Below are 24,624 nucleotides of genomic sequence, written 5' to 3' on the forward strand. Positions count from 1 at the left end.
GGGTTTGAAAAGGGGGAGGGGATCAGATTGGGATTAGTATTGAGATGCAGTGAAAATAACAGATTTGATGGTTTTTAAGGATGCCTGTCCTATCAGTCCCGCTCCAAAATAGAAAGCCCTAGCAAAATGCCAGGGCTTTTTCATTTTTCACTTATTAGTAATGTATGGTCTAGTAGCTTTGCTTAGATTTTCTTTATAGCAACCGGGATCCCATGACGTGCTGTTGAACCAAAAGTTCTGTCTCGGTATAAGCTCGCTCCTTTACGGGTAGGATCTACGGCGTTAAAGGCATTCACTGCCATGCCGCCCTTTCTTTCAGGGATCCCCGCAAGGGTTTTACCGTCTATGGTGATGTCGCTCGCGCCAAATGCGGTATGGCCATATCCAAGTGGCACGGCGATACAGCCCTTCGCAACGGTGGCGTCAGCCTGAACGATTCCCTCAATGGAGGCACCTTTTGGTGAAGTCACTCGTGCCTTGTCACCCGTCTTCAGCCCGTACTTCTTCGCGTCTTTCTCATTCATCTGAATAAAGTTTGACTCGCCCAGGGCGGTGATGCTCTTGAGCGTAACGGAATACGGACTGCGAAGCTGATGTTTGAACGTCGAAAAGTAGAATGGATATTCGCTCTCGTTCCAGAGATCCCGGATGGCGGTACCGTCCCAGAGTCTTTGCTTGTCAAATACCGGCAAGCCGTCAAGGTATTCTCCTGAATGGAAGTTGGTGATATGCGCAAGCCCTTCGTTGTACATCTGGAACTGAGCATCCCATCTCATCATTTCATTGAAGAATTCGCCTTCGTATCGGCTGTCTACCGGATAATAACGGCCACCCCGTGTGAACAGGAACATGGTCGGTCCAATCTCTTCTGCCTTTAACCGCTCTTTTAACTGAGGATAAATGCGGTCTACGCTGGTGAATTTAACGTCTTCCTCTGTCGGGTTAGGCAGCACTTCATCACTGTGTGCCAGGTTGGCCAATACAGGGATATAGTAGTCTTCCGGCGTGTAGATTGCTTTTGCGTTACCCGCAGCATCTTTAAAGGCATTGTCACCAAAGCCATTCAGCTTGAGCTGTTCCGCAACGTCAATCAGGAACTGCTCCATACATACTCGGTTGCCCTGTGCATTGAGCGGTGTTTTAGGGGTAATAATCGGGAAGGACACTACATCACCCATTAACTCACTTCCCCATTGACGGGAGGCTCCCCACTGCTCGTATTGAGCCAGATCCGGGACGAAATAGTCCGCGTAGATATTGGTTTCATTGAAGTAAGGATCGGATGCGATGATCAGGCCCAGCTGTTTAGGGTCTTTGATAGACTCTTCCACTTGGTCTTTTAAGCCTGAGCAGGCATAAATAGGGTTGTTGGCCCATGCAATCCAGGCCTTAAACTTGAATGGATTACCATTGGCATGGGCAACGAGCAGCTCTCCTGCATTGTCCTGGACAAAGGTTTCATTCCACGGCATATCTGATGGGAACGGATTGATTCCTTTCTTAACTTTCTCCTTGTACTCATTGCTTTGACGATAGTCGCCCGAACGCTCAGCATTAAAGCCGCTAAGATGCGCATGTTCAAAGGCCATCATATCGTAGAGAGGTGAGGTGTTCTCAAAGCCCATACTGCCGGTGTGCAGCATACCGCCCTTGGCGTTATGTGCGCCGACGAGGGTGGCGAGCATGATCATGGCGAAAGCAAACTGACTGCCATCACTGGCGTTACAACCGGTATTGGTCTCGATAGATACGCGACGACCGTGCGAGCTGAACTCTTTGGCAAGTTCTACTATTTTGGCTTCAGATATCTGACATTCGGCGGCGTAATCAGCCATAGAGTGTTCATTGACGCGTTTTGCCAGAAGTGAGAAGGCGGTTTCAACCCGGATGGACTGACCATCTTCCGTCGTGACTTCTCCACTGAACTTGATGTTACAAGGCTCTGTACTGTCTGAAGTCGTTAGCTGCTGGCTCTTGGCATCTATTACCATCTTGGTATCAGCATCGCCTTTTCCACAGGCTTCGGCAGTAAGGAATTTGCGATACAGAGGGTGTTTCACATCGGTGACTACCAGATAAGGAGCGTTGGTATAGTTGATTTCGCCAACCTTGTTAGCACCTTCCTGGCTACATGAAGCCAGATACGATTTATTATACCGCTCGTTGTTGATGATGTACTGCATCATTGCGTGCATCAAGGCGGTATCACCACCGGAACGAATAGGAACCCACTCACAAATTTCTGATGTTGATGAAGTGGTGAGCGAGCGCAGAATCGGATCGATTACCACATATCTGAAGTTAGGGTTTTGTGTACGAGCATCTGCCAAACGCTTAGAGGCAGAGTTCAGGCTGATCCCGCTGAGTCCGGGATTAGTGCCAATGAAAATAGCAAATTCACAGTGCTCGAAATCCGTTGTCGGAAGGGCACCACTGTTGGCTCCGTCTTCTACACCAAGAGCACAACCCGCTACCTGCTGGTGGCCGCAGTATGAGTCTTTGTTACCGATGTTCGGTGTTCCCCAAGAAGCTTCAGAGAAACGCTTGTAAAATTCCCACCGAGCCGGGTCTTCTGAGCAACCGGTCATCAGCAGCTGATTTTTCTTCGGACCAAAATCCGGGTAGGCTGGATTGGCGATGGTTTTATCGTCGTAGATATCTGCCAAGCCTTCTACGTGACCTTCACCAAACAGATCGCCACCCTCTACCACTTCCTTAACGAGTTGTTCATAGGAGATAGACTGCCAGCGGTTTTCACCCCGTTTACCTACGCGCTTCAGACATTGAGTAACGCGGCGTGGATCGGTAACGGCATCAGGGACAGCATTCCCCCTGCCACAGAGTGTTGCCCGGTTCTCATTACCTTGTTCACCGACTAGCTGTAACATCGCCTCCTGGGGCGATACTTCCATCGCAACAGGATTACCAGATTGAGTGGAAAGAGCGTATGGGTTGCCACAGACTCGCAGGATTTTATCGGTCTTATTGTCGATACGAATGCGTGCACCACAAACGTTGTAACAGCCAAAACACTTGGTAAATGCGAAGCGCTGGTTCGGGTTGTTGGTGAGCTTGTTGTCTGGGCCCAGAATAAATTCTGGCTCGGCACTTAATGGTGCATAACGGCTGATGTCCTGACTTTGCTCGCCAGCAGTCGCTTTAGAAATGCCTGCCATTCCGCCAGTGATTGTTGCGGCGGCACCAGTTTTTAAAAATTGTCTACGATCCATAATTAACGCTGCCATCTAAGTTCTGAATTTAGGTTATACGGCTGATCACTTTCTGTATCCGTTAAGCCAATGTAGTAAACGTTAGGCTGGGTGTTCTTGTCTGATTGCAGAACTAACGCTTCATGCTCCTTGAGCAATTTGGAGACCTCACTGTCGGGATCTTTCAGGTCACCAAAGACACGAGCGCCCCCGGTGCAGGTTTCAACACAGGCGGGTAAGAAGCCTTGCGAAGTTCGTTGAATGCAGAAGTTGCACTTATCTACCGTGCCAGTTTTACTATTGGTGAAACGCACGCCATCATAAGGACAGGTGTAGACACAGAAGTTACAGTCGATACAGCCGGTGGAATCGACCACAACAATTCCGTCTTCTTTGCGTTTAAACGTGGCGCCGGTCGGACATACCTTGGTACATACCGGGTTGTCACACTGATTGCAAAGCAGCGGGAGATTGAGCACATACTCCTTGCCATCAATTTCAGTACTACTCTGAAGTACCTGAGTCCGGTGCTCATTAGGCTCATTACCATTTTCATGACCGCAGGCGGTGACGCAGGCCTTACAGCCGTTGCAGCGGCGCAGATCGATCACCATTGCCAGTTGTTTGTTTTCTTGTTCTGAGTCGCTGGCTATTACTGATGCAATGACGGGTGAGGCTGATACCAGTGATACCGTGGTACCGCCAGCGAGTAGCTTAATCGCTTTACGTCTATCCATTTTATTTTCGCCTTATTATTATTCTTTGTTTAATGTTTTGTACCAGCGATTGTGGTGCTGCTTTGCCCAGTTCTCATCGCACTTTCCGTTGATCATGTTGCTCAAACCGCCTTCAGAAATCACGGTTGCCATAAAGATATGAACTACGGCGAATGCGCCGATAATCATTGCGGATATAATATGAAGGGAAATAACAACTGGAGCATTTTCATGGGATGGTGCTAACTCTGGGAAAAAGAGCATAAGACCGGTAGAAGACAGAACTAAAAAATTTATTGTAAATACCCAAAACCAGAGTTTTTCACCACCGTTGGCGAAGCCAGCTTCTGGATGCTGCTTTTCTCCAAAATTAATGTAGCCACCCGCTTTTTTAAACCAGTCAATATCGTACTTTTTAAATAATTGTTTTTTCCACCACATAAGAATCATGATGAAAGCACCAATCATAAATGGAAATACGGCAAACTCATGTAGAGTTGCTGATAACTTAACGGCTGCCGCCCAGTTGCTACTACCTGGGTCGAAGATTACTTTGCCCGCACCGATTATTACACCGGTTATAATTAAGACTAAACAAGGTATTGCACCGAACCAATGAACAATAACGCTTCGTATTGACCAGCGCTGAATAAGTTTGCCACTAAAGCCAGCGTCTAACTTGGAAGTCCCGTTAACAAAGACAAAAAGTCCCATGATCAGTGCGACACCTACAACACTGCCGACTAATAACCATGGCATGATAGATTGATTAGATAATACATCGAGCCATATAGAAGATTGTTTCATGTTAAACCTTCATGTTTATTATTACATTATGAAAATAGCTGTTAATAAATCATTTGTGAAATAGATAAATTTTGGTTTCACACTTCCTTTTTATTGGTAAGTTACATTAGCTTTCATTAACGTGCGATAAATTGGAGTATATATCGACATTGATAATTGTGAAGCAAGTCAAAACGCCATGTTACTATCGATAAGACTGGCAAAAATAACGAATCACCATTGGTAAGTGCTGATAAAAACACGTAAGTTACCATTAGTAAGTACTTGCGGAAATGATGTTACCATTGGTAAGTTGAGGAAAGTGTGATTATTATTGTGTTTTAGTGATGAAAGGTTACTAGTAGTAACTAGCTTGTTGGCTTATTAGGTGTTCTTTGATTTAAATCATAAAGATGGCATGTGCTAGCGAATTTCTGCTGTGATTTCAGCTCACAATCATCATCATCTTGCCAATTTTCATAGTCTTTGTTGTGAACCACTGGATACGGGGGAAGCCCCCACACATGATAGTAACGGTGCGGGATCTTATTGACCTAGTTTGACTGACCGTATAGGTCTCTTAAAATTCTACTTGATAATTATGCGATAGACCTCTTCCTTCAAGTAAGCTAATGCGATGTCTCTTGGTACGTGACCAGAAATCACAGCTTCACCTACAGACTCGATGATTCCATAACTAGCAATTAGCTTTAAACGATTTTGGTGATTTACATCCGAAATCGGTAGCTGAAAGATATCAGAATATGCTCCCACAAAAAAATCCTGAATATTATTAGAGAGCTCAGCATTGTTCGGATAACATTTTAGCGCTGCAATTGTAAGTCCATAAATTTCGCCATTCACCAGCATGCAATCAACATAAGATTCACAAAGAATGGAAACAAGATCTGTGATTGATTGGCTACTTGATTCTTTAGCTATTTGTATTGAATCAATTAAACGATTATCAATGCCCTGATAGATTTGCTTCAGTAAGTTCTCTTTGTTTTCAAAATGGTTGTAAGCAACGGGCTTTGTCACTCCAGCTTGTTCTGCAACCGTTGCCAGCGTCAATGCTTCTGCACCACGATTTTTAATAATCGAAACAGCTATTGATAAGAGCTGCTCCCTTCTTTCATCTTTAAGCATACGTTTTGACATGTTGTATCCTGAAAAATCTCTGAAACCTGTCATCACCAAGATAGATTAGGAGTTCATACTTCCTATATGACACTTGATGTGATTAAACGAGTTCTAATAACCTACTGATAATAAGTATACTTTTCGTAATCAATGCATACAAGCATGTTAAATCGTAAGTAATGTTCTATCCATTTTTTGGAGTACTTAAATTAAGCGTGACCAAAGTGGCCTTAACACCCATAGCGAAAAAAACACGACCGAAGGTGCATATTTCTTTTTGCTCCATAAAAACCACGATTGTTCTTTTAAAAAGTCTGCACCTAAAAATGAATCTGCGAGTTGTTCTGATTCTCGAGCATTAGTAGCTTTTAGTTCTTCTAATTGACTACCGGCTAGAAACTTACGTTGTTCCTCGTTGGCAACCCAATCTTGAGCAATACGTTCTGCTTCTGCCATTAATTGGTCTTGCGGCACCACCCTTTGAATTAACCCTGCATCTAACGCTTCTTTAGCATTTGGTTTCCAGCCTTCACTTCCTAACATACGCTGAGCATTCTTTTCACCCATTAAGCGGGGGAAATGAAAGCTAGAGCATCCTTCAGGGGTGATGCCTAAGGCTGCAAAAGGTGTTGAAAAGGTTGCGTTTTCTGATGCGATAATACTATTAGCTAATGTGGCGGCTGTTACGCTGGCTCCTAATGCCGGGCCATTCACCGCTATTAATAGGGGGTTGTTGCAGTTTAGGAATATATCGAATAGCGCCTGATTATTTTCTACGATTAATTTGCGTAGCTTTTTAGGAGGCATTAATTTGAGTGAGCCACCTAAATTTACTCCAGCGGAATAATATTTACCTGATCCGGTAAGTATTACGGCCCTGACCGCATCGTTGGTATTCGCTTTTGAAAACACTTCACTTAATGCTTCCATCATTTCCAAAGTCCAACCGTTTAATTTTTCGGGACGATTCATGGCAATGATGAGCACACCGTCTTTGATACTGGTTAATAGGTAACTAGCAGCAATACTTGTTAAATTCAGGTCATTCAAGGTTTTTTCCTGTTAAAACAATATCGTTCTAATAAGACTACTACACCCGTCATCCTTAAACCAGATCATGTAACGTGATTAGAGAATCGGCTATCACTTAAAATGTAAAATGGGACAGGCATATTTAACAAGAACGCCACTCGTCGATGATGGTTTTGCAGGCGTTGAATTCGGCATCGCTTTTGGTTTCACCAGTCAGCAACCGCTGGATCAGTACCGGTTTGTTATGAAGGGTACACCAGCGATCAATGACTTCCTGATCTGTTAACGCTTGTGCTGTCTTTATTAACTTACGCTGGCTAATATCAGGTATCTATCAAGTTGGTGGTTATTCAACCTGAAAGATAATGGTTTATCTAATCCAGAAACATAAAGAAGATTCACTTTTTGGACTAGTTTTCTTTTAATTAACAACTATCTATATTATATTTTATTCACTAACTAAAAATGAGCTCTCACTGTCATTGCACACTTTTCAATTTATTGCGAATATCCTCAATGCGCTCGAGTATAGGTGCATTCTCTTCACACCCAGCAAAGCGTAGCTCGGCCTTTAATGTCGGCAGTAACTGGAGTAGCGTCTCTATCTGTGCCTGGATAGTATCTTCTTTAGATTGTACATTATTTGTCATGTTTTTTTACCGTGAGAATGTATTGTGCATAGGGGTGCGCTGAAACGGCGATGGTGATCCAGAGATGAGTGTCGTTCACCTCAACTTTGTCGCCTGCATCCGTTCTTATGATGTTAAAGCCTTCCCCGCGCAGCGAATAGCCAGCCTTGCCTTCGGTCGACTCAATGGCAATCGAGAATCTCTCTCCCCAAAATCCAAGGATGTGGTATTGATTCTCGTGCTCGCCGCCGACGATATCCTGGATCTGAAACGGCTCGGCAGGCTTATCGATGTGGATATAGTAGTAGTCACGGCTGACCTCCTTGATGTGACGAAGAACCTGGTCATCCGATGAATACGCATGCGATGCCAAGCAGGCATAACCCAAAGCAATACAGAGTGTCTTTTTCAATAACCCGTTCATGCCTTAACTCCCAAAAAACACGAATTCTGATTTTGTCTCATAAAAATACAGAGGATTTTCGGTACCGCGTTTCAGCTGCATGGCGTTCAATATCCAGGAGTGAATCGGAGGCAAATACTCACCATCGATACCCAGCTTTTTTTTGTCATGGACAATACCGACATATTGATCGTCCGGATGATCCAAGATGTCGCTGAGCGCGACACTGGTATGCCAGTTGGTTTCATCCATAACTTCCACGTCATAGGCGAGTCTGGTATTGCACTCGGCTAGGGCGGGGGCCAGAATATCACCAAAGATATCGTTCATATTATCAGTGTGGATGTCCAGCCATGACATCTCTTCGCCGTATCTTAAGTAGTGGGCAAACAAGATAAAGAAGGCTTCGAATACATCTTCGGTTCGGGATTTGGGCAATATGAAAAAATAGGGCCGTCCCGCCTCGGAATAGTAGGTCTTATAGAAAAGTTCGCTGGCATGGCGCTTGGGCAAATTCAGTAAAATTTGGCCCACCACATCCAATTGGGCTAGACAACACTTAAGTGGTGATATCCAGACAGCACCACCTTTCCAGACATGGGGTTCATCACTTTGCTGTTTTTGCTCTTCCGGATCCGCGTACAGAGGTTGGTAACTGCCGTTAGGTATTCCCGTTTCCAGCCACTTAAGCATATCCTGGATTTCGGCCAATTTAGAGGAATGGGGAGACCGAAAGTGCAATTCACCAGCAATGTCTTTAAGCAGACTTTTTGCTTGTGAGAGGGCTTTTTCTTGTGGGCTCATTTGAGCATCCTAACTGACGTGGCATACCAATAATGTAATAATACACGAGAATTAAATAGATTTGTGTGATGCTGGAGAGCACTTCATATCATACTAAACATCGCGTTAGATCCCGAACTAACGTCAGGAATCGGCAGTCTGAAAAGAACAAAGATATACCGAATTTATAATCCCTTTCTGAAGCGAGGAAGATTGGGTAAAGTGTCATATTCTTGTCTGTTAGGGCAATGGGCTAACTCGGATGTTTAGGATTAGGAAAAGTAAGTCTATGTGGCAAAAGACAAGACCTGACCCCATTATTCACTTAGGTATATACCATTTAAAGTGTGTTTTAGAGGGAGCTTAGCGACAAGTTGTACTTTATTCGTTAATATTCAACCCAATTAGAATAACAGGCTAAATTGATATGAAAATTTCCGTTGATGGTGGATCTTTTAAAGTCGCGATTGAGATTGAATATGAAGGTTTAATTGCTGAAGTAACAGATATCTTTCAAGCAACACTAAAACAAGCTAAATCAAATGATAAGGCTGTCTTACGGTTTCTACAGATCATTCTTGAGCACCGCGAGAGTGATGATGCTATTGGCTATGCTGTACTTGGCTTGCTTGGTTGGTATAACGAGGTAATTGGTCCTGTGGAAGATAAAGATATCGAGCTAAACTTAGCTAAGATTTTGCCTCACCTCATTAATCCTGCTGGTGATCTCACTGCAACTAGCGAGAATGAAACGAATACCTTTAAACACTAGTTAGTCATGTTTTGAAGTTGTTCCGACATAAAAAATTTGGACCTGATTACGGTGATATAGTCAGGCTTTCTCCCGTTCTTTTTATCCTTGTTGCCAGCCGAGCACGTATTGGGACAAAAACAAGTTAGAACTTATGCTCTAACTTATTCCCTTCAAATAAGAAAAAGTATCTCAAAGTTAGCTGTGTTACTGACCCTTAGACCGTATAAGCCCTGTCAAAACGCTCGCTTTCAGCAAATTCCGATCACCACCCTTCTAACTCAGCCAGCTTTCAAGATGCAAAAAAATACGACTTTCTATTCACAGTTATCATTTTCTGTACCTCTTGGCATCACACTGTGGGGGCGAAGTGATTTAGAGCTCCCTTTCTATTTCAGAAGTTTAGGTTTAGGTAAGGCAGATTAAAATGCAAACAGCCCCTTTTCACCGGAAATTACTGGGTTAAAGGTGAATCACAAAATGATTGCGCCCGCTTAGTGAATTACTAAGCGTTGGGATTTTTGATCAAACCAATATATTCAAGTGGAACTTTCTTATCTGCTAATTCTGATGGCATATTCATGCTCACCTTAGGTTCTTACCGCGCTCATTTGACATTTTCCTGCATCGCTCCTCCATGATTTCTATCTAGCCTTTTTACTCAACTGACTTCAGTGACTCTGAGCCAACTATCAAGAGTCAACAGTCGACCCTTTTCCTATTAAGCCAACAGATTGCGATTTTCTTTTAACATTATTCAGCACTTCACCATTTTACTGATCGTGTGATTAATAAAACGCTTTGACACTTATTCAGCGTTCCACTATTTTACTGATCATGCGATTAATGAAATAAAAGTGAATAACATGACACGCGGAAGACCTAGGGATCCGGAAAAACAGGAACAAACCAGGCAGGCGCTACGAGATGCAGCTAAGCAGTTGCTGATGCAGAAGTCCTATCGCTCCATAACGATCCGAGAGCTGGCTGAGATGGCAGGTACTCAATCGGGCATGGTGAGTTACTACTTCGGCAATAAAGAAGGGCTGTTTATTAACTTGCTGGAAGAGCTAGGAGCACAGCGCCAGCAATTCATGGGAGATCTGATACAACGTATTCAGGCTAATCCACAGCAGGCGATTGATCTGTTGGTGGATTCAATGGTGGGTTTGGTCACTAGTGTGCCCTGGCTGGTACGACTGCTCCAAGATGAGATCTATAGCAGGGACTCAAAATTACGGGACTCTGTACCAACAAAATTTGGCGCTGGATTAATCGAACTGTTTACGAAATTACGTCAGTTAGGGGTTATCCGAGCCGATCTTGAGCCTAAATTCGTCACAGCTTCTTTGTTCAGCGTCATCATGTTTCCTGTCATTGCCGAGCCATTGTTAAGCCCAGTGGCGGGAACCAATATACAGGTATTGCGTTCTCCTGAATGGAAACAGCATCTGGTGAATTTACTGAAAGTGGGCCTTAACGCCCATCAAGATTGAGGTGCCGATATGGCCATACGTTTATTATCATCAAAAACTGCTTTGCTTATTCTGGCTCTACTTGGCCTGGTTGCCTTGATTTTGGCTGTGATATTACGTCCGACACCACAGCATCTAGATGTCAGTAAACAGCCCCGGAACGCTGAATATATCGAGGCTATTCCTCAAGATATTACTCCCCGCGTACGCGGCTACGGCATTGTTAAGCCTGTAGTGCAGATAAACAATCTGGCGGAAGTTGCCGGACGTATCAATTATATTCATCCACAGCTGATATCGGGGGCGTTGTTAGAAAAAGATACGCTAGTTGTCAGCATAGATGATATCGACTACCGCCTGGCGTTCAGACAGGCAGAAGCCAATGTCGCTATCGCCCAGGCACAATTGGAGGAGTTGAAAGAAAATCAGAGCAGCCTGGCTGAGAACCTTGAAGTTGTAAAAGAAAAACTGGTTTTTTCCGAGAAAGAGTTGAAACGAAAACAAGAGCTGCGGAAAAAGAAATCGATCTCTCAATCTCAAGTGGATGCGGAACGTCTGAAAGTTCTGCAACTACAACAAGAAAAAATCTCGCTTCAACAGCAGTTGGCAACACTGCCCAGCCAGCGCAATATACTTATTGCCCAGTTAGATTCCGCTAACGCTCAGGTAACGCAGCAGCAACGTAATATCGAAAGAACACAAATTCGTATGCCCGTTACCGGCCGGATCAGCCAGAGCAATATTGAAACCGAACAATTTGTTGCAGCAGGTCAAACGCTATTCCAGGTTTATGGAATTGAGCAGGTGGAAGTGGAGGCGCAATTTACTTTGGAGCAGTTCGTCCCTTTTCTCGAACTGATTACTTCTCAAAACTCACAAAACATCGATATACGCGCTGAATCTATTAATAGCTTTATAAATGCTGCGCAACTATCGGCCGTTATTCGTTTGCCCGTCGTACCAGGCGAACAGTGGCGTGCTGAGGTAGTTTCAATTCGGGAACAATTGAACCCACAGAGCCGCACAATAGGTATTGTCGTTCGCATTGACCACCCCTACCAAGGTGTTATTCCGGGTAAACGCCCACCACTTCTTGATGGTATGCACGTAGAAGTCGAGCTAAAAGGAGCATCAGTTAACGTTATTGCTTTGCCAATTAAGGCGTTGCAACAAGATCAGATCTACCTGGCTGACAATGATCTCAATTTGAAAAAAATTAACGTTAAACCATTGCTGATGATGGATTCTATTGCCTTATTTGATCGTGAGTTGGTTGCTGCAGGTAACAAAATTATCACCAGTGATCTGGTACCTGCCATTGAAGGGATGCCCATCAAGCTCATTCACAGCCAGAAACTGCAAGATGAGTTAGCTAAATATTCCGTAGATGAGGAGCAGTAATCATGTTGCGTTTATTTGCTGACCACCCAACAGCTGCCAATTTGTTGATGTTTCTGTTTATTGTCATTGGACTATGGCATACGCCAATGCTTAAACGGGAAACCTTTCCGGAAATTCAGCGCTATGAAGTTCAAGTCAGCGTGGCTTATCCCGGAGCAGGCCCGAGAGATGTCGAAGAAGGTATTTGCCGCGCTCTGGATGAAGCAACCGATAGTATTAGCTTTGTCGATGAGAAACGCTGCGAATCACGTTCCAATTTAGGGACAATGACCATCAAGATGCGCGAGGAAGGTGACTTTAACGAATTTATCGATGATGTACGCTCCGCAGTTGATGGTATTGATAATTTCCCAAATAATTCTGAAACACCCGTGGTCACAGAACTTGGCCGCACCAGCCCGGTAGTCACGGTTGCTCTTAGTGCCGACATACCTGTTGCAGAACTCAAAGATCTGGCAGAACATGTTAAGGCAAAAATGATACAAGACCCAAACATACCTTTGGTAGCGCTGGAAGGGTTTAGTCAGCGTCAGCTTAGGGTAGAACTAAAACCGACCATGCTTCGTCGTTACAATTTAAGCATTCAGCAATTAGCCGGGATCTTACAAAATCAGAATCTTGATTTACCGCTGGGCAATCTTGAGAGCCGAACGAGGGAATACAGCCTTCGTTTTAACGATGAGCGTGTTACCGCAGCCGAGCTTGGTGATATCGTCGTTCTTAGCGGTGATAATGGTGCAGAAGTCAGACTAAAAGACATCGCTTTCATAACTGATACCTTTGAAGACCCGGAAGATTATGTCACCTTCGATGGTCGTCGCGCTGCGCTGTTGAAAATTTCTAAAAATTCAACCGACGATAGTCTGACTGTGTTATCTGCTGTTGAAGACTTTATCAATGATATAAGCAAGACACTTCCGCATGGCGTTAATTTCAATTTGACCCAGGATAATACCTCCATCATTAAAGACCGTTTGTCGATGCTGGGAGAAAATGCCTGGCAGGGCCTGCTGTTGGTCTTTTTCACTCTGGTGCTATTTTTCGGCTTCAAATACAGCTTTTGGGTCGTCATGGGCTTACCTGTAAGCTTCTTAGCCAGTATGTTCGTCATGGTACAGCTGGGTATAACCATCAATATGATGAGTATGGTGGCTTTGCTATTGGCATTGGGCATTCTTATGGATGATGCAATAGTCATTGCAGAGAGTATTGCGTCACAACGTCAGTCAGGTAAGTCTGTACTTGATGCTGTCGTGGATGGCACTGCAAGGGTTGCCCGTGGCGTAATCTCTTCGTTCTTAACCACAGTTTTTGTATTTGGTGCACTGGTCGGGTTGAAAGGAGACCTCGGTCAGGTCCTGCGAGTCGTTCCAATTGTTCTGTTAACCGTGATCACAGTAAGTCTGGTTGAAGCATTTCTGATTTTGCCAAATCATCTGCACCATGCTATCAAAGATCAAAACGAATCCACATCACGTCTTCAAACAGTGATCAACAACTGGTTCGAAAGACAGAAAGAAAGGCTCGGGAGTTTACTTGAAACGGCGATTCGATTTCGCTATGCCGTAATCGGTGTCACGATTGCAATATTCTTCGTTTGCATATCTACCCTTACTTCGGGCTTTCTCAAGTTCAATGCATTACCGAAAATCGATGGAAATGTACTGGAAGCGCGGCTAATTATGCCGTCAGGAACGCCCTTAACAGAAACCGAGGCAACCGTTGCTTCCATTGTTGATGCCTTGCAACAAACAAACGCTTCCTTGTCCGAGCAAGAGGAGCAACCTCTGGTGCAGCACACCAGCGTCAATTATGGAAAGAATATAGACTCATTTGAACAAGGGCCGCATCTTGCCACCATTAGTGTCGACCTGTTAACTGCCGAGTCACGTAATACGAATTTAGATACCTTTATCTCACAATGGCAAAAACGCTTGCCCGAATTACCCGGTGTCGTTAGTCTGACGCTAACCGAGCCTGCACTGGGGCCATCAGGACGAGCTATTGATATTCGGTTGAGTGGTCTGGATCTGAACACACTTTCTTCCGCGTCTTACCAGCTACAGCAATGGTTAACGGGCTATCCCGGTGTTTACAACGTATTTGATGATTTGCGTCCGGGAAAACCTGAAGTTTATATCCGCTTTAAACCCAGCGCTTATTCATTGAACATTGATGCCGAGAGCATTGCTACTCAGCTTCGCAGTGCCTACTCAGGTATGACTATCAGTGAATTTTACCGTGGTAATGACAATCTGGAAATTGCGGTACAGCTTAAACAGGATGAACAAACATTAAATGAACTGAAGCGCTTTCCCATCACGCATCCGGTCACAGGTACAACGATTCCACTGGCGAGCTTAGTCACATTCGAAACGGAGCGCGATGTATCACGAATTCAGCGCATCAATAATATACGTACGGTTTCCATTTATGGCTCAGTGAATACCCAGGAAGCAAACACTCAGGAAGTGATTAAGGACACCTTAAGTCAATTTGCTCCCAAACTGAAAGAGGAATATCCGGGGCTGATAATTGGTATTGAAGGCGAAGTTAAAAATGCTGAAACCACTGGGCAATCACTGGGCAAGGGGCTGATATTAGGTATGATTGGGGTGTTCGTTTTGCTCAGCTTCCAGTTCCGCTGCTATTCGGAACCTGTCCTTGTCATGCTGTCAATTCCATTGGCTTTGATAGGGGTAATACTTGGCCATCTGATAATGGGCCATGACTTGTCCATGCCAAGCATGGTGGGTTTTGTCTCTTTGGCGGGGATCGTTGTGAATAACGCCATTTTGTTGGTTGAATTCGTCAAACAACACGTCAGTGAAGGTAAAGATCTGCATAGTGCGGCACGTCAAGCCAGCCAGGACAGGCTTCGAGCCATCGTCCTGACCACGTCTACAACTGTTGCCGGTATGCTGCCTCTGCTATTTGAGACCAGTCTGCAAGCTCAAGTGCTTATCCCGCTAGTCATCAGTATTGCGTTTGGTCTACTGGTATCAACCGTTCTAGTACTGGTTATACTGCCTTGTTTGTACACTATATTGGAAGATTGGCGAGGACGGAAACAAGTTAGCCTGGAGCATTCATCTCCTCAAGGCTCGACCAGCTAAAAGGTTATATCATTCTGATGGCTGTCTTTTGGCATGGTGGAGTGATTCAGCATAAAACATTTTTTATTCTGTGCTGCATTTTGTAGCGCAGATAAATAAAGTTAGAAACTGACGGTTGGAACTATCTCTGACAACCATAAATAGTGCTCATACTGGATCTGACAGTTCAGTCTTTCAGGCTCAACGTAATTTGACGAACCTACACTAGTAAACTCCCAATACCGAGCAAAACTGCCACATAAAAAATCAGCAACAGCTATAGTCTTATTATTAGATGCTATGCAACTGGTGGCGCTATGAGTCCGTGGCTAACTATTAGCGTATGGGAAGTGATCCTCTTATCCATACCATTAATTCTGCTGATATTCCTATTCAGTTCCATAGTGGCATTTATATACGTTAAATATTGTATTAATGATACATATGCAGTAAGAAAGAGAGCTCCCAGTATGAGCCTTGTTTTGCAGATGATTTTTTGCTGAGTATGTGGTCTATTTGCGCTACCATCGTAGTTCCAACAACCATAGTCCTTTCAGTGCTTGCAATATCTATCTGGGCAGAAAGGGGATACTTCCCCGGTTATGGACATTTCGCTTGGATTCTATTTATGTTTAGTTATGTCGCTGTACAACAGGCGTTTAGACGTCTTGATAATGATATTCGAAGATATGGAAAATAATATCACGATATCCATTTATCCGAATGCTTTCTTCATCACCGTACCACTTCACAGCGGTTTTAGCTCAAAAAAACTAAACAAGATTACCTGCTTCGCCCGTCATGCGGTTTTTGGCGAAATTCATTAGTTCAGAAGGCAAGGTGCGTGTCAGCCCACATCTGGAACCCCAGACAATCTGTTTAGCTAAAACATATTTTAAAACAGTGGATAGCGTAAAGTCAGGTCATCATTGGCACCTCATTGTGGCGCGTAACCTACGCAAACTTCCACTCCGTGAATGAATACCAAGAGTACATACATATGAACCGCCGCCTATTGAGTATTGGCCTCATCAGTCTGATAACACTTATTGTGATTGCACTCTTTGTGCTTCGCTTTATCGTTTTAAAGGATGTAGACAGCAAAAACAACGCTGTGCTAGACGTCGCTCCCTATTCTGTGTCTGCTGAAACCCGTGACTTCCACCAACAAACTTTCGTTGCCGACCTGCATGCAGATCCGCTTCTCTGGGGAAGAGACCTTAGGATAAGAAACAGATTTGGGCATATTGATATACCCCGCCTGGTTGAGGGCGGTATAGATCTTCAGGTATTTGGGGTTGTAACTCAGGTTCCCAAGGTTCGCAATTACAACTCTACCAGCAATGAGTCGGATATATTGCCACTTCTGTTTATCAGCTCATGGCGTTCTCCGGTTACCTGGTTTAGCCCGAAGCAGCGTGCTTTAGCCCAGGCAGCGGAACTTGAAGCGCTGGCAAAACAATCGGAACTGACGCTGGTGCTGAAGCAACAAGATCTGACTGCGTATGGTGTAAAAGGTCTGCTTTCACTGGAAGGTATGCACGCACTGCAGGGCGGCAGCGATGCCCTGAAAGAGTTTTATCTAGCCGGATACAGGATGATGGGTTTAACTCACTTTTCCGATAACCAAATTGCCGGCTCAGCCCATGGGGTGAACAAAGGAGGCCTGACAGAATTGGGCCGAACTCTGATACCACAGATGGAGTCTCTTGGTATTACCATAGATCTGGCTCATGCATCCCCCGCCGCATTCAGAGAAACACTCGAACTGGCAACAAAGCCGATTGTTGTATCCCACGGGGGTGTGCAGGGTACCTGTCCGGGGAATCGTAATCTCACCGATGAGCAAATTGGTGCCGTTGCCAAGAACGCTGGCGTTATTGGTATAGGTTACTGGAAAAGCGCGGTTTGTGATCCCGGCGTAAAAGGGATTGTTAAGGCAATCCTCTATACCATCAAGGTAGCAGGGATTGATCACGTGGGGCTTGGTTCCGATTTTGATGGTAATGTCACAACGCCATTTGATACAACCGGCGTCCCCTTGCTTACCGAGGCGCTACTTGCTCAAGGGCTATCACGGGAGGATGTCAGTAAAGTGTTGGGCGGAAACGTTCTTAGGGTTCTGAAATCAAACCTGCCCGAATAGACGGCTTATCGCCTCAGTGCTTTATTCCTGAGGCGACTATATGCATACCATCACGAAATACCGATGCTAATCTGTAAGCGCCCCATGATCACCACATTAGTTGAGCTATGACAAATAGACATTAACAGGATATAGATGAGTTTCAGCTCTAACGCGGAAAGGGGCACATTCAATTCAGCGGAGTCGGCTGATTCTCTCTTAGAAAAACCGATTTAAAGCATACGCTATAAATCGGTTAATTTTTATTAGGAAAGGTGACTCGAAGTCTTAAACGCTGTAGCCCAAATAGCGTTCTCGGCCTAGGAGGGCTATATAGCCACTGAGCCTCCCTGTAGCATTTATCTAAACTAAATATTGACATGTCTATTACTCTACAGTTTAAGATTCTGACTGTGCCTACAAATTGGGAACAAATCATGTACCGAATATCAGAATTTGCAAAGCAGCTAGGGGTGTCACGAACGACGTTACTCTACTACGAAAAACTCGGCCTAGTTAAAGGGCAGCGACTAAGCAATGGCTACCGCGTATATAGCGAGAATGATATTCAACGCTTGCGATTGCTTCAGCAGCTGCAAGCAGGAGGTTTAACACTGAAAGAGTGTAAAGCATGTTTGGATGCAAAAATGGAGCGGCAAGTTCTAATGAATCGGCTTAGCCAACTTGATGAAGAGATTGTTAAAAAGCAAAGATCTCGGCAGTTACTAGCGGCTTTACTGGGTGAAAGTGGGCTGAATGAATGGCATGAGTCTATCGATAAAGTCGCCCCAAATGAACACTTACAGTGGCTGATAAGGCAAGGCTTCACTGAAAAAGAAGCGATGAGGCTAAAGTGGTTATCGAAAGACATGAATGAGCATGATCGTTACATGGCTGATTTTGAAAGAGTCTTTGAAACACTTGACAGATGGGGGCCGGGCTCAGAAGAAAATACATCTAAGGCGTTAACTAAAATCCCTTTTGTGCCGAAAACCTTACTAGAAGTCGGGTGCGGTAAAGGGATAGCTACAACGGTACTACTTGAACATAGCCAAGTGCAGATAACCGCTGTTGATAACGATGAGCAGGCATTAGCACGATTATCGGAACGAGTAGAGGAGGCTGGATTCAAAGGTAGAGTGAAAACGATATGCGAAAGTATGACAGCTTTACCTCTTAAGCCTGAGAGTTTTGATGTGATTTGGTCGGAATGCAGCGCTTACATTATGGGTGTGCAGAATGCGATGCATCAGTGGCGTTCTTTGCTTAGAGAAAAGGGTGTGCTGGTTATCAGCGATTTAGTTTGGAACACGGCTAGCCCAAGTACAGAAGCACTTTTATTTTGGCAAAAAGAGTATCCAGACATGACCACGGTAAAAAGTCGCCTTAAAGACGCTAAAAAAGCAGGATATGAAGTGCTCGATCATTTTTCGATGGGTCAGGCAGCATGGCGAAATTACTATGAGCCATTAAAGATGCGAGTGGATGAATTAAAAGCCGAGATGTCAGAATCGACAGCACTAAAGAATTTACTAGAAGAACTGCAAATATACGAAAAGTATCAAGGTGAATTTGACTATCAACTATTTGTATTAAGTAAACAATAATTTATTGAGAGCTATATGAAATTTTCCATTTCTCAGAAAAAACAAGAAGCAGAAATTACACGACTATTTAGAGACACCTTTTCAGATTCAGAAGGGGTAGAAGAAGGCAAAATGATCGGCAGTTTAGCCAACGATTTGATGACGATGACAGATAATAACGATCTTGTAATTTTTGTCGCGATGGATGAGGAAAAGCTCATCGGAAGCGTCATATTTACTACATTCAGTCTCGAAGACAAGACGAAGGCCTTTCTGCTTTCCCCGATGGCGATTTCGACGAGCTATCAAGGTAACGGTATTGGTCAGGCTTTGATCCAACATGGCTTAAATACCTTGAAAGAGCAAGGCGTTGAACTGCTCGTGACATACGGTGATCCAAGCTTTTACTCGAAGGTTGGCTTTCAACAAATCAGTGAAGATGTTATTAAAGCACCATTGAAACTGAGTTACCCTCATGGTTGGCTTGGTCAGTCACTAACGAGTGATGAAATATCACCAATCCAAGGGGCATCTGAGTGTGTGGAAGCTTTAAACAAGCAGGAATATTGGTAATCGTTTACCGAATAAACATCCAATAAACCGAAGTTTCATATCACTTGCATTAAATGTTAGCGGTTCTGAAGTTTCAGGTAGATTAGCATCAAAAAACTATGGCAAACCTGGTGTTTGCCACTTTTGTATCAAGGGAAACGCTGTGATGGTTTGGGGCACTTTGGGACAGAAGCTTGTTAGAGCGAATGCTTAATTTGACATTTATCGAATTAATCTAAGTATGGAAAACCTCGGAAGGGCAAAGGCAAGACTTGAGCCCTTTGCTTACTGCGAATTCAAGTTTAAAAAAGCCAGCATTAAGTTGCTGGCTTCATGAATCTGGTCAATTTAATTTGATTAAACTAATTTCATCTCTTGGATGATATCTGAAGCAATCTCTGGTTTCGTGCTGGTTGGCTTTGCGTGAAGGTCTGCTTTCAGTTGTCCTTTGCGGTTACGTAGGCCTGTCTCTAGTTTTTTCAATGCTGCTGAAATGGCAGGATACATTACATCGTTAGTAGATTTTGCTGAAACCCGTACACCTTCATAGTTGGTAAAAATTTCCACTTCGTGCTGTCCGTGTTCTTTTGTGATGATGATGTCGCTGCTGATCAGTTGTGGAAAGTGAGCGGATACTTTCTCAAATTTACTTTCAATTTCTTTTCGTGAGTCGTCATTAATTGATATGTGATGTGTTTGAACGGTTACTTTCATMTAATTATACCTTTCCAATCACTATGTCATTTAAACGTAGCAAACGCAGTGTACTTTGACCAAGTGTAGATTTGCACATGTGTGATTGAGTTCTGTGTTATCAAATAATCTTGCCTCTACTCCTTGAATACGCCCAACTGCGAAAGAATATGCAGGGTCAGTCCTTGTGTTTTGCCTCGTTCATTAGCTCAGTTTTTATGTGGGCGAAAATATCAAGCAAGAAGATATTCAAGCTGAATTTCACAATGGTTTACTGAAAATTCAAGTCCCTAGACCTGAATCAAGTAAACCTCAACCGATTCAAATTGAAGTGAAATAGATACAGATTGATGTCATGAAAATATTGATAAAAGGCTGATATTATTTGCAGCCTTTTTTACATTATAGGGTTGATATTTTTGACATTAGTTAGGTCTGGCCTAGCTTTTGTTTACCCACTGCCTGTCTCCCTGATTGTCTACAAAAATCTGGTATAAGATTACCCAACAATTTTCGAAGCTAGTTAATAATCAAATTTTTTAGGTACATCTGCAATGCATTACTTTTTTATGTCCTATAATGCAAAAGGTCAATAGTGACGAAGAGGTCAGTCATCAGACCTGTTACGATACAATTTCAACTAGAAGAGAGGGTGTAACTGAGTGCTACAGACTAGTGAGCCGGAGTTAGCCGTGCTGTATTTATCAGTAAAATCAGTGCTGCAAAGTGATTATTTAATTACGTCAAACAATCTTACTGGCGAGACTTGTCTTAATAATTAACGTTTATATCAGAATTTCATGAGATAACGACAGGGAATTAACTTTGATGAATAAGAAAGTATTAGTAACGGGTGCAAAGGGCGGAATTGGATCTTCAATTACAAATGTTCTGCTTAATGCGGGTTATCGTGTTATTGCCGGTTACTCCCCGAATAATAAAGAATATGCTATTGAATGGTTAAAAAAACAACTATTCAGAAAGCCAGGTTCGCTTACTACCCCTTGATATTACTGACACCCAATCTTGCAGGGAATCTCTTGAATGTTTGCTTCAAGATGAAGGTCATATCGATGTTCTGGTGAATAACGCAGGGATAACGCGCGATTCAACCTTTAAACGTATGTCTGCAGAACAGTGGAACGAGGTTATCAATACTAATCTCAATAGTCTGTTTAATGTCACCCAACCTCTTTTTGCTTCTATGTGTGAGCGTGGTAATGCTCGCATCATCAATATCTCCTCAGTCAATGGCTTAAAGGGGCAGTTCGGTCAGACGAACTATTCGGCAGCCAAGGCTGGCATGATTGGCTTTACTAAGGCCCTTGCCGCAGAAGGCGCCCGCTTTGGGGTAACCGTTAATGTCATTGCGCCAGGCTATACAGGCACAGCAATGGTAGAAGCGATTCAACCTGCCGCACTTGAACGCATCAAAGCACAAATACCAATGGGACGCCTAGCTACACCAGATGAAGTCGCTGGAGCCGTTGCCTATCTTGCAAGTGACGCCGCCACCTATATCACCGGAGAAACGTTGTCCGTTAACGGCGGTTTATACATGCAATAAGCATTAGCAATTTAGATCAAAATTGGCCGCATGAGCGGACTAATAATCCCCCAATGAGGAGTCGCGATATGTACCCGGAAATGTTTGAAACTTTTACAGAACAAACAGAAAAAACATTTGCCCCATATGTGAAGTTCAATCAGCTCATTACTAAAAATATTGAAGATATTGTAGGGCTTCAATTAGCGGCAATACACAAATATAGAGATATTGGTTTATCTCAGCTAAAGGCTGCTGGTGAAGTCAAAGATGTTCAGTCTTTAGCTGTTTGCAATATCCAACAATTAGAAAACCTGACTAAACTCTCTCAGCAAATGAATGATGATAGTCATAAGCTGACAGCCATGACGGAAAAATTCATAAAGGACGTCGATCACTTAATTGCTGAAAACGCAAAAGCATCACTTTAGCTTTAGAGGCTTTGCTGACTATCAACCGAGTTTCATTCTGGATGAAAGCTGTCAGTTAAGCGTTAATAATAAATTATGGGGCACAGTCAGGCTTTGCCCATCAATTATATTGCCGTATTTATCAACGGGCCCGGTAGTAATACTTCCACTTGCCTTTGACGTTAATATAGGTCTCGTCCATACGCCACAAAACGCGACTGGCTTTTTTATTTGTCGGGCACGATGCTCCAGTAAGGGGCATATTTGATGGCCCACTGGTTCAGCAGAGAGTTTGAAAATCAGTCAAAGGTAATGTTACTCGGTTGTTCTATTTGAAATCGCTTCACGCACCTTGGGATGCCCAATAACAACCCAGCCCTAACCGTATCAAAAGACCACGTAGTTTTACGTATTGCAACGAAGCCATTAAAAAACCAACGAATCTTCGTTGGTTTTTTAATGGAGCGTAATCAGGTCAATGCTACGTTTCTCTGACCTCTTACTTATCTATTTCGATTGGCAATTTTTGCAGTACATATGAGCCAGGCGCCGAAGCCAATACAGGATAATTTCCACTTCCTGCAGCTCGAACATCAATCTGTTCCTGATCATCCTGATTAAAGTCTATCAACCAATTATTCCAGTGATTCCACCAAGAACCATCCTGACGGTTTGCACCACTTAACCATTCGTCAGCATCTTCAACAGGCTTATCATTGGTCCAGAAACCATATTTGTTATTGGCCGGGTGATTGACGATACCTGCAATGTGCCCCGATTCGCCAAGCACAAACGTTGTATTACCATTCAGCTTTTGAGCGCCGCGATAAGTCCCTTGCCAAGGCGCAATATGGTCGTCTTGGGTTGAGATAAAATACGTCGGCACTTTGATCTTTGCCAGATCGATATAAACGCCCCCTACTTTATAACCTTTTGGCTCCACCAATTTATTATTCAGGTAGAACTGGCGAAGCAGCGTACTGTGACAAGCTACTGATATATTGGTGCTATCGTCATTCCAATACAGAATGTCAAAATCTATAGGGCTACTACCCTTAAGGTAATTACTGATGTAGTAGTTCCAATATAAGCTGTTTTCACGCAACAAACTGAAAGTTACACTGAGTGAACGGCCGTCCATGTAACCTTTAGCTTCATTCTGCGCTTCAATCGCCTTAACAATCGGATCATTGATGTAGGCACCAACCTCACCAGGCTGTGAAAAATCCAGCAATGTTGTAAATAATGATGCAGACTTAACACGGTTACGCATACGCTTAGCTGTACAATACGCTAACGTTGTTGCCAATAATGTACCGCCAATGCAGTAACCTGCCGCATTAATTTGTTTCTCGCCGGTAATGTCTTCTACAGCATCAATTGCTTTCACTACACCATCGAGTACATAATTATCAAAATCGACATCAGCCATAGTGGCATCAGGATTTCGCCATGACATCATAAATACTGTATGGCCTTGTTCTAGCAACCAACGCATCATTGAGTTCTGCTCGCGAAGATCCAGAATGTAATATTTATTGATAAACGGAGGAACAATCAGTAACGGCGTTTGATTCACTTTCTCTGTCAGTGGCTTATATTGAATCAGCTCGAATAGCTCATTCTTAAACACCACATCACCCACAGTATTCGCAACATTTTCACCCAGCTTAAAGGCATCCTGATTGGTCATGCGAATTTTGAGGACATCAGCACTCGCCAGCATGTCTTCCTGTAGCAATTCCATGCCTTTAATCAGGTTTTCACCATTAGTTTCAACGGTTAGCTTTGCGATCTCCGGGTTAGTTGTTATAAAGTTTGTTGGTGATAATGCATTAATAGTCTGGCGCGAGAAGAAACTCAGTCGCTCTTTTGCTTTTTCATCCAGCCCTTCAATCGAGTCAATGGTTTCTTTCATCGTATTACTGAAGAGCAGATAGGACTGCTTAATGTAATTATAAAACGCTTCGTTATCCCATGCCGGATCATTGAAACGTCTGTCATCTTTCTCTGGCTTGATTAAATCATTGCCTTCACCACCATTCATGATGACGTTTTGCCAAATTTTCATTTGGTTTTCCCACCAGTCCATTTGTACTTGTGCAAGGACGCATGGTTGTGCCGCAGATTTTTCAATCAATTTAGCGGCATCGTCTAAATTGACCTCATTCATCGCTTTATTTAGCGGGGTATTTATGGCCACCTTGCCGGAATTCAGTTGATTCCACCATGCCTGGTTCATATCTTGGAGCTTGGCAAAGTAGTCCGTAAAGAAGTTATGGTTCATTA

Annotated in this window: 20 protein-coding genes and 2 pseudogenes; 11 read left to right on the forward strand and 11 right to left on the reverse strand. The window is 43.6% G+C overall.

Going from position 1 to position 24,624, the window contains the following annotated elements; all coding sequences use genetic code 11:
• Positions 1-182 precede the first annotated feature (182 nt).
• The 5 genes from L4D76_RS04145 to L4D76_RS04165 all read right to left on the reverse strand — a co-directional run bounded on the left by L4D76_RS04145 (position 183) and on the right by L4D76_RS04165 (position 6,904).
• Complete coding sequence (locus L4D76_RS04145; RefSeq protein WP_428439674.1) at positions 183-3,230, reverse strand: molybdopterin dinucleotide binding domain-containing protein; 3,048 nt, start codon at positions 3,228-3,230, stop codon at positions 183-185.
• 2 nt (positions 3,231-3,232) lie between these two features.
• Positions 3,233-3,946 carry a 4Fe-4S dicluster domain-containing protein gene (locus L4D76_RS04150; protein WP_428439675.1) on the reverse strand — a complete coding sequence of 238 codons (714 nt, stop codon included), beginning with the start codon at positions 3,944-3,946 and terminating at the stop codon, positions 3,233-3,235.
• Positions 3,947-3,964: 18 nt separating this feature from the next.
• Positions 3,965-4,732, reverse strand: coding sequence for a formate dehydrogenase subunit gamma (locus tag L4D76_RS04155; protein ID WP_428439676.1), 768 nt, complete (start codon positions 4,730-4,732; stop codon positions 3,965-3,967).
• A 567-nt stretch (positions 4,733-5,299) separates the two neighbouring features.
• Positions 5,300-5,872, reverse strand: coding sequence for a TetR/AcrR family transcriptional regulator (locus L4D76_RS04160; RefSeq protein ID WP_428439677.1), 573 nt, complete (start codon positions 5,870-5,872; stop codon positions 5,300-5,302).
• Positions 5,873-6,058: 186 nt separating this feature from the next.
• Positions 6,059-6,904 carry an enoyl-CoA hydratase/isomerase family protein gene (locus L4D76_RS04165; protein WP_428439678.1) on the reverse strand — a complete coding sequence of 282 codons (846 nt, stop codon included), beginning with the start codon at positions 6,902-6,904 and terminating at the stop codon, positions 6,059-6,061.
• Between the two features lie 109 nt (positions 6,905-7,013).
• Between L4D76_RS04165 and L4D76_RS04170 the strand changes: the two genes are divergently transcribed.
• Positions 7,014-7,172, forward strand: a complete 159-nt coding sequence (locus tag L4D76_RS04170; protein ID WP_428439679.1) for a hypothetical protein — start codon at positions 7,014-7,016, stop codon at positions 7,170-7,172.
• Between the two features lie 193 nt (positions 7,173-7,365).
• Here L4D76_RS04170 and L4D76_RS04175 read toward each other — a convergent pair whose 3' ends face one another.
• From L4D76_RS04175 to L4D76_RS04185, 3 genes are read right to left on the reverse strand one after another with little or no spacing between them, the layout of a single operon-like run.
• Positions 7,366-7,536 (reverse strand): hypothetical protein, encoded by a 171-nt coding sequence (locus tag L4D76_RS04175; RefSeq protein ID WP_428439680.1) that lies wholly within the window; start codon positions 7,534-7,536, stop codon positions 7,366-7,368.
• Complete coding sequence (locus L4D76_RS04180; protein ID WP_428439681.1) at positions 7,526-7,939, reverse strand: hypothetical protein; 414 nt, start codon at positions 7,937-7,939, stop codon at positions 7,526-7,528. The genes L4D76_RS04175 and L4D76_RS04180 overlap by 11 nt, the downstream gene beginning before the upstream one ends.
• A 3-nt stretch (positions 7,940-7,942) precedes the next feature.
• A complete protein-coding gene (locus tag L4D76_RS04185; RefSeq protein WP_428439682.1) occupies positions 7,943-8,722 on the reverse strand; it encodes a hypothetical protein in 780 nt (259 codons plus the stop codon).
• Between the two features lie 406 nt (positions 8,723-9,128).
• Between L4D76_RS04185 and L4D76_RS04190 the strand changes: the two genes are divergently transcribed.
• From L4D76_RS04190 to L4D76_RS04220, 7 genes are all read left to right on the forward strand, one after another.
• Complete coding sequence (locus tag L4D76_RS04190; protein WP_428439683.1) at positions 9,129-9,473, forward strand: hypothetical protein; 345 nt, start codon at positions 9,129-9,131, stop codon at positions 9,471-9,473.
• A gap of 845 nt (positions 9,474-10,318) precedes the next feature.
• The gene (locus L4D76_RS04195; protein ID WP_428439684.1) at positions 10,319-10,948 is read left to right on the forward strand and encodes a TetR/AcrR family transcriptional regulator; all 630 of its coding nucleotides are present in this window, start codon (positions 10,319-10,321) and stop codon (positions 10,946-10,948) included.
• A gap of 9 nt (positions 10,949-10,957) precedes the next feature.
• Positions 10,958-12,328 carry an efflux RND transporter periplasmic adaptor subunit gene (locus tag L4D76_RS04200; protein WP_428439685.1) on the forward strand — a complete coding sequence of 457 codons (1,371 nt, stop codon included), beginning with the start codon at positions 10,958-10,960 and terminating at the stop codon, positions 12,326-12,328.
• A gap of 2 nt (positions 12,329-12,330) precedes the next feature.
• Positions 12,331-15,444 (forward strand): efflux RND transporter permease subunit, encoded by a 3,114-nt coding sequence (locus L4D76_RS04205; protein ID WP_428439686.1) that lies wholly within the window; start codon positions 12,331-12,333, stop codon positions 15,442-15,444.
• Between the two features lie 979 nt (positions 15,445-16,423).
• Entirely contained in the window at positions 16,424-17,569 is a 1,146-nt protein-coding gene (locus L4D76_RS04210) for a dipeptidase (RefSeq protein ID WP_428439687.1), read from the forward strand.
• 416 nt (positions 17,570-17,985) lie between these two features.
• Positions 17,986-19,155, forward strand: coding sequence for a MerR family transcriptional regulator (locus tag L4D76_RS04215; protein ID WP_428439786.1), 1,170 nt, complete (start codon positions 17,986-17,988; stop codon positions 19,153-19,155).
• 15 nt (positions 19,156-19,170) lie between these two features.
• Positions 19,171-19,707 carry a GNAT family N-acetyltransferase gene (locus L4D76_RS04220; protein WP_428439688.1) on the forward strand — a complete coding sequence of 179 codons (537 nt, stop codon included), beginning with the start codon at positions 19,171-19,173 and terminating at the stop codon, positions 19,705-19,707.
• A 336-nt stretch (positions 19,708-20,043) separates the two neighbouring features.
• Here L4D76_RS04220 and hpf read toward each other — a convergent pair whose 3' ends face one another.
• On the reverse strand, positions 20,044-20,400 hold the full coding sequence (gene hpf, locus L4D76_RS04225; protein ID WP_428439689.1) for a ribosome hibernation-promoting factor, HPF/YfiA family: 357 nt from the start codon (positions 20,398-20,400) through the stop codon (positions 20,044-20,046).
• 199 nt (positions 20,401-20,599) lie between these two features.
• Here hpf and L4D76_RS04230 point away from each other — a divergent pair, with 199 nt between their 5' ends.
• The 3 genes and pseudogenes from L4D76_RS04230 to L4D76_RS04240 all read left to right on the forward strand — a co-directional run bounded on the left by L4D76_RS04230 (position 20,600) and on the right by L4D76_RS04240 (position 22,356).
• Positions 20,600-20,719 (forward strand): Hsp20 family protein, encoded by a 120-nt coding sequence (locus tag L4D76_RS04230; protein WP_428439690.1) that lies wholly within the window; start codon positions 20,600-20,602, stop codon positions 20,717-20,719.
• 488 nt (positions 20,720-21,207) lie between these two features.
• Positions 21,208-21,946: pseudogene (locus L4D76_RS04235) on the forward strand (SDR family oxidoreductase).
• Between the two features lie 68 nt (positions 21,947-22,014).
• Complete coding sequence (locus L4D76_RS04240) at positions 22,015-22,356, forward strand: phasin family protein (RefSeq protein ID WP_428439691.1); 342 nt, start codon at positions 22,015-22,017, stop codon at positions 22,354-22,356.
• 99 nt (positions 22,357-22,455) lie between these two features.
• Here L4D76_RS04240 and L4D76_RS04245 read toward each other — a convergent pair.
• Together L4D76_RS04245 and phaC are read right to left on the reverse strand one after the other, a co-directional pair.
• Positions 22,456-22,634, reverse strand: a pseudogene (locus L4D76_RS04245) (DDE-type integrase/transposase/recombinase); the annotation flags it as partial.
• Between the two features lie 200 nt (positions 22,635-22,834).
• A complete protein-coding gene (phaC, locus tag L4D76_RS04250; protein ID WP_428439692.1) occupies positions 22,835-24,622 on the reverse strand; it encodes a class I poly(R)-hydroxyalkanoic acid synthase in 1,788 nt (595 codons plus the stop codon).
• Positions 24,623-24,624: the final 2 nt, after the last annotated feature.

The sequence above is a fragment of the Photobacterium sagamiensis genome, assembly GCF_050337085.1.
GTDB classification, from domain to species: Bacteria; Pseudomonadota; Gammaproteobacteria; order Enterobacterales; family Vibrionaceae; genus Photobacterium; species Photobacterium sagamiensis.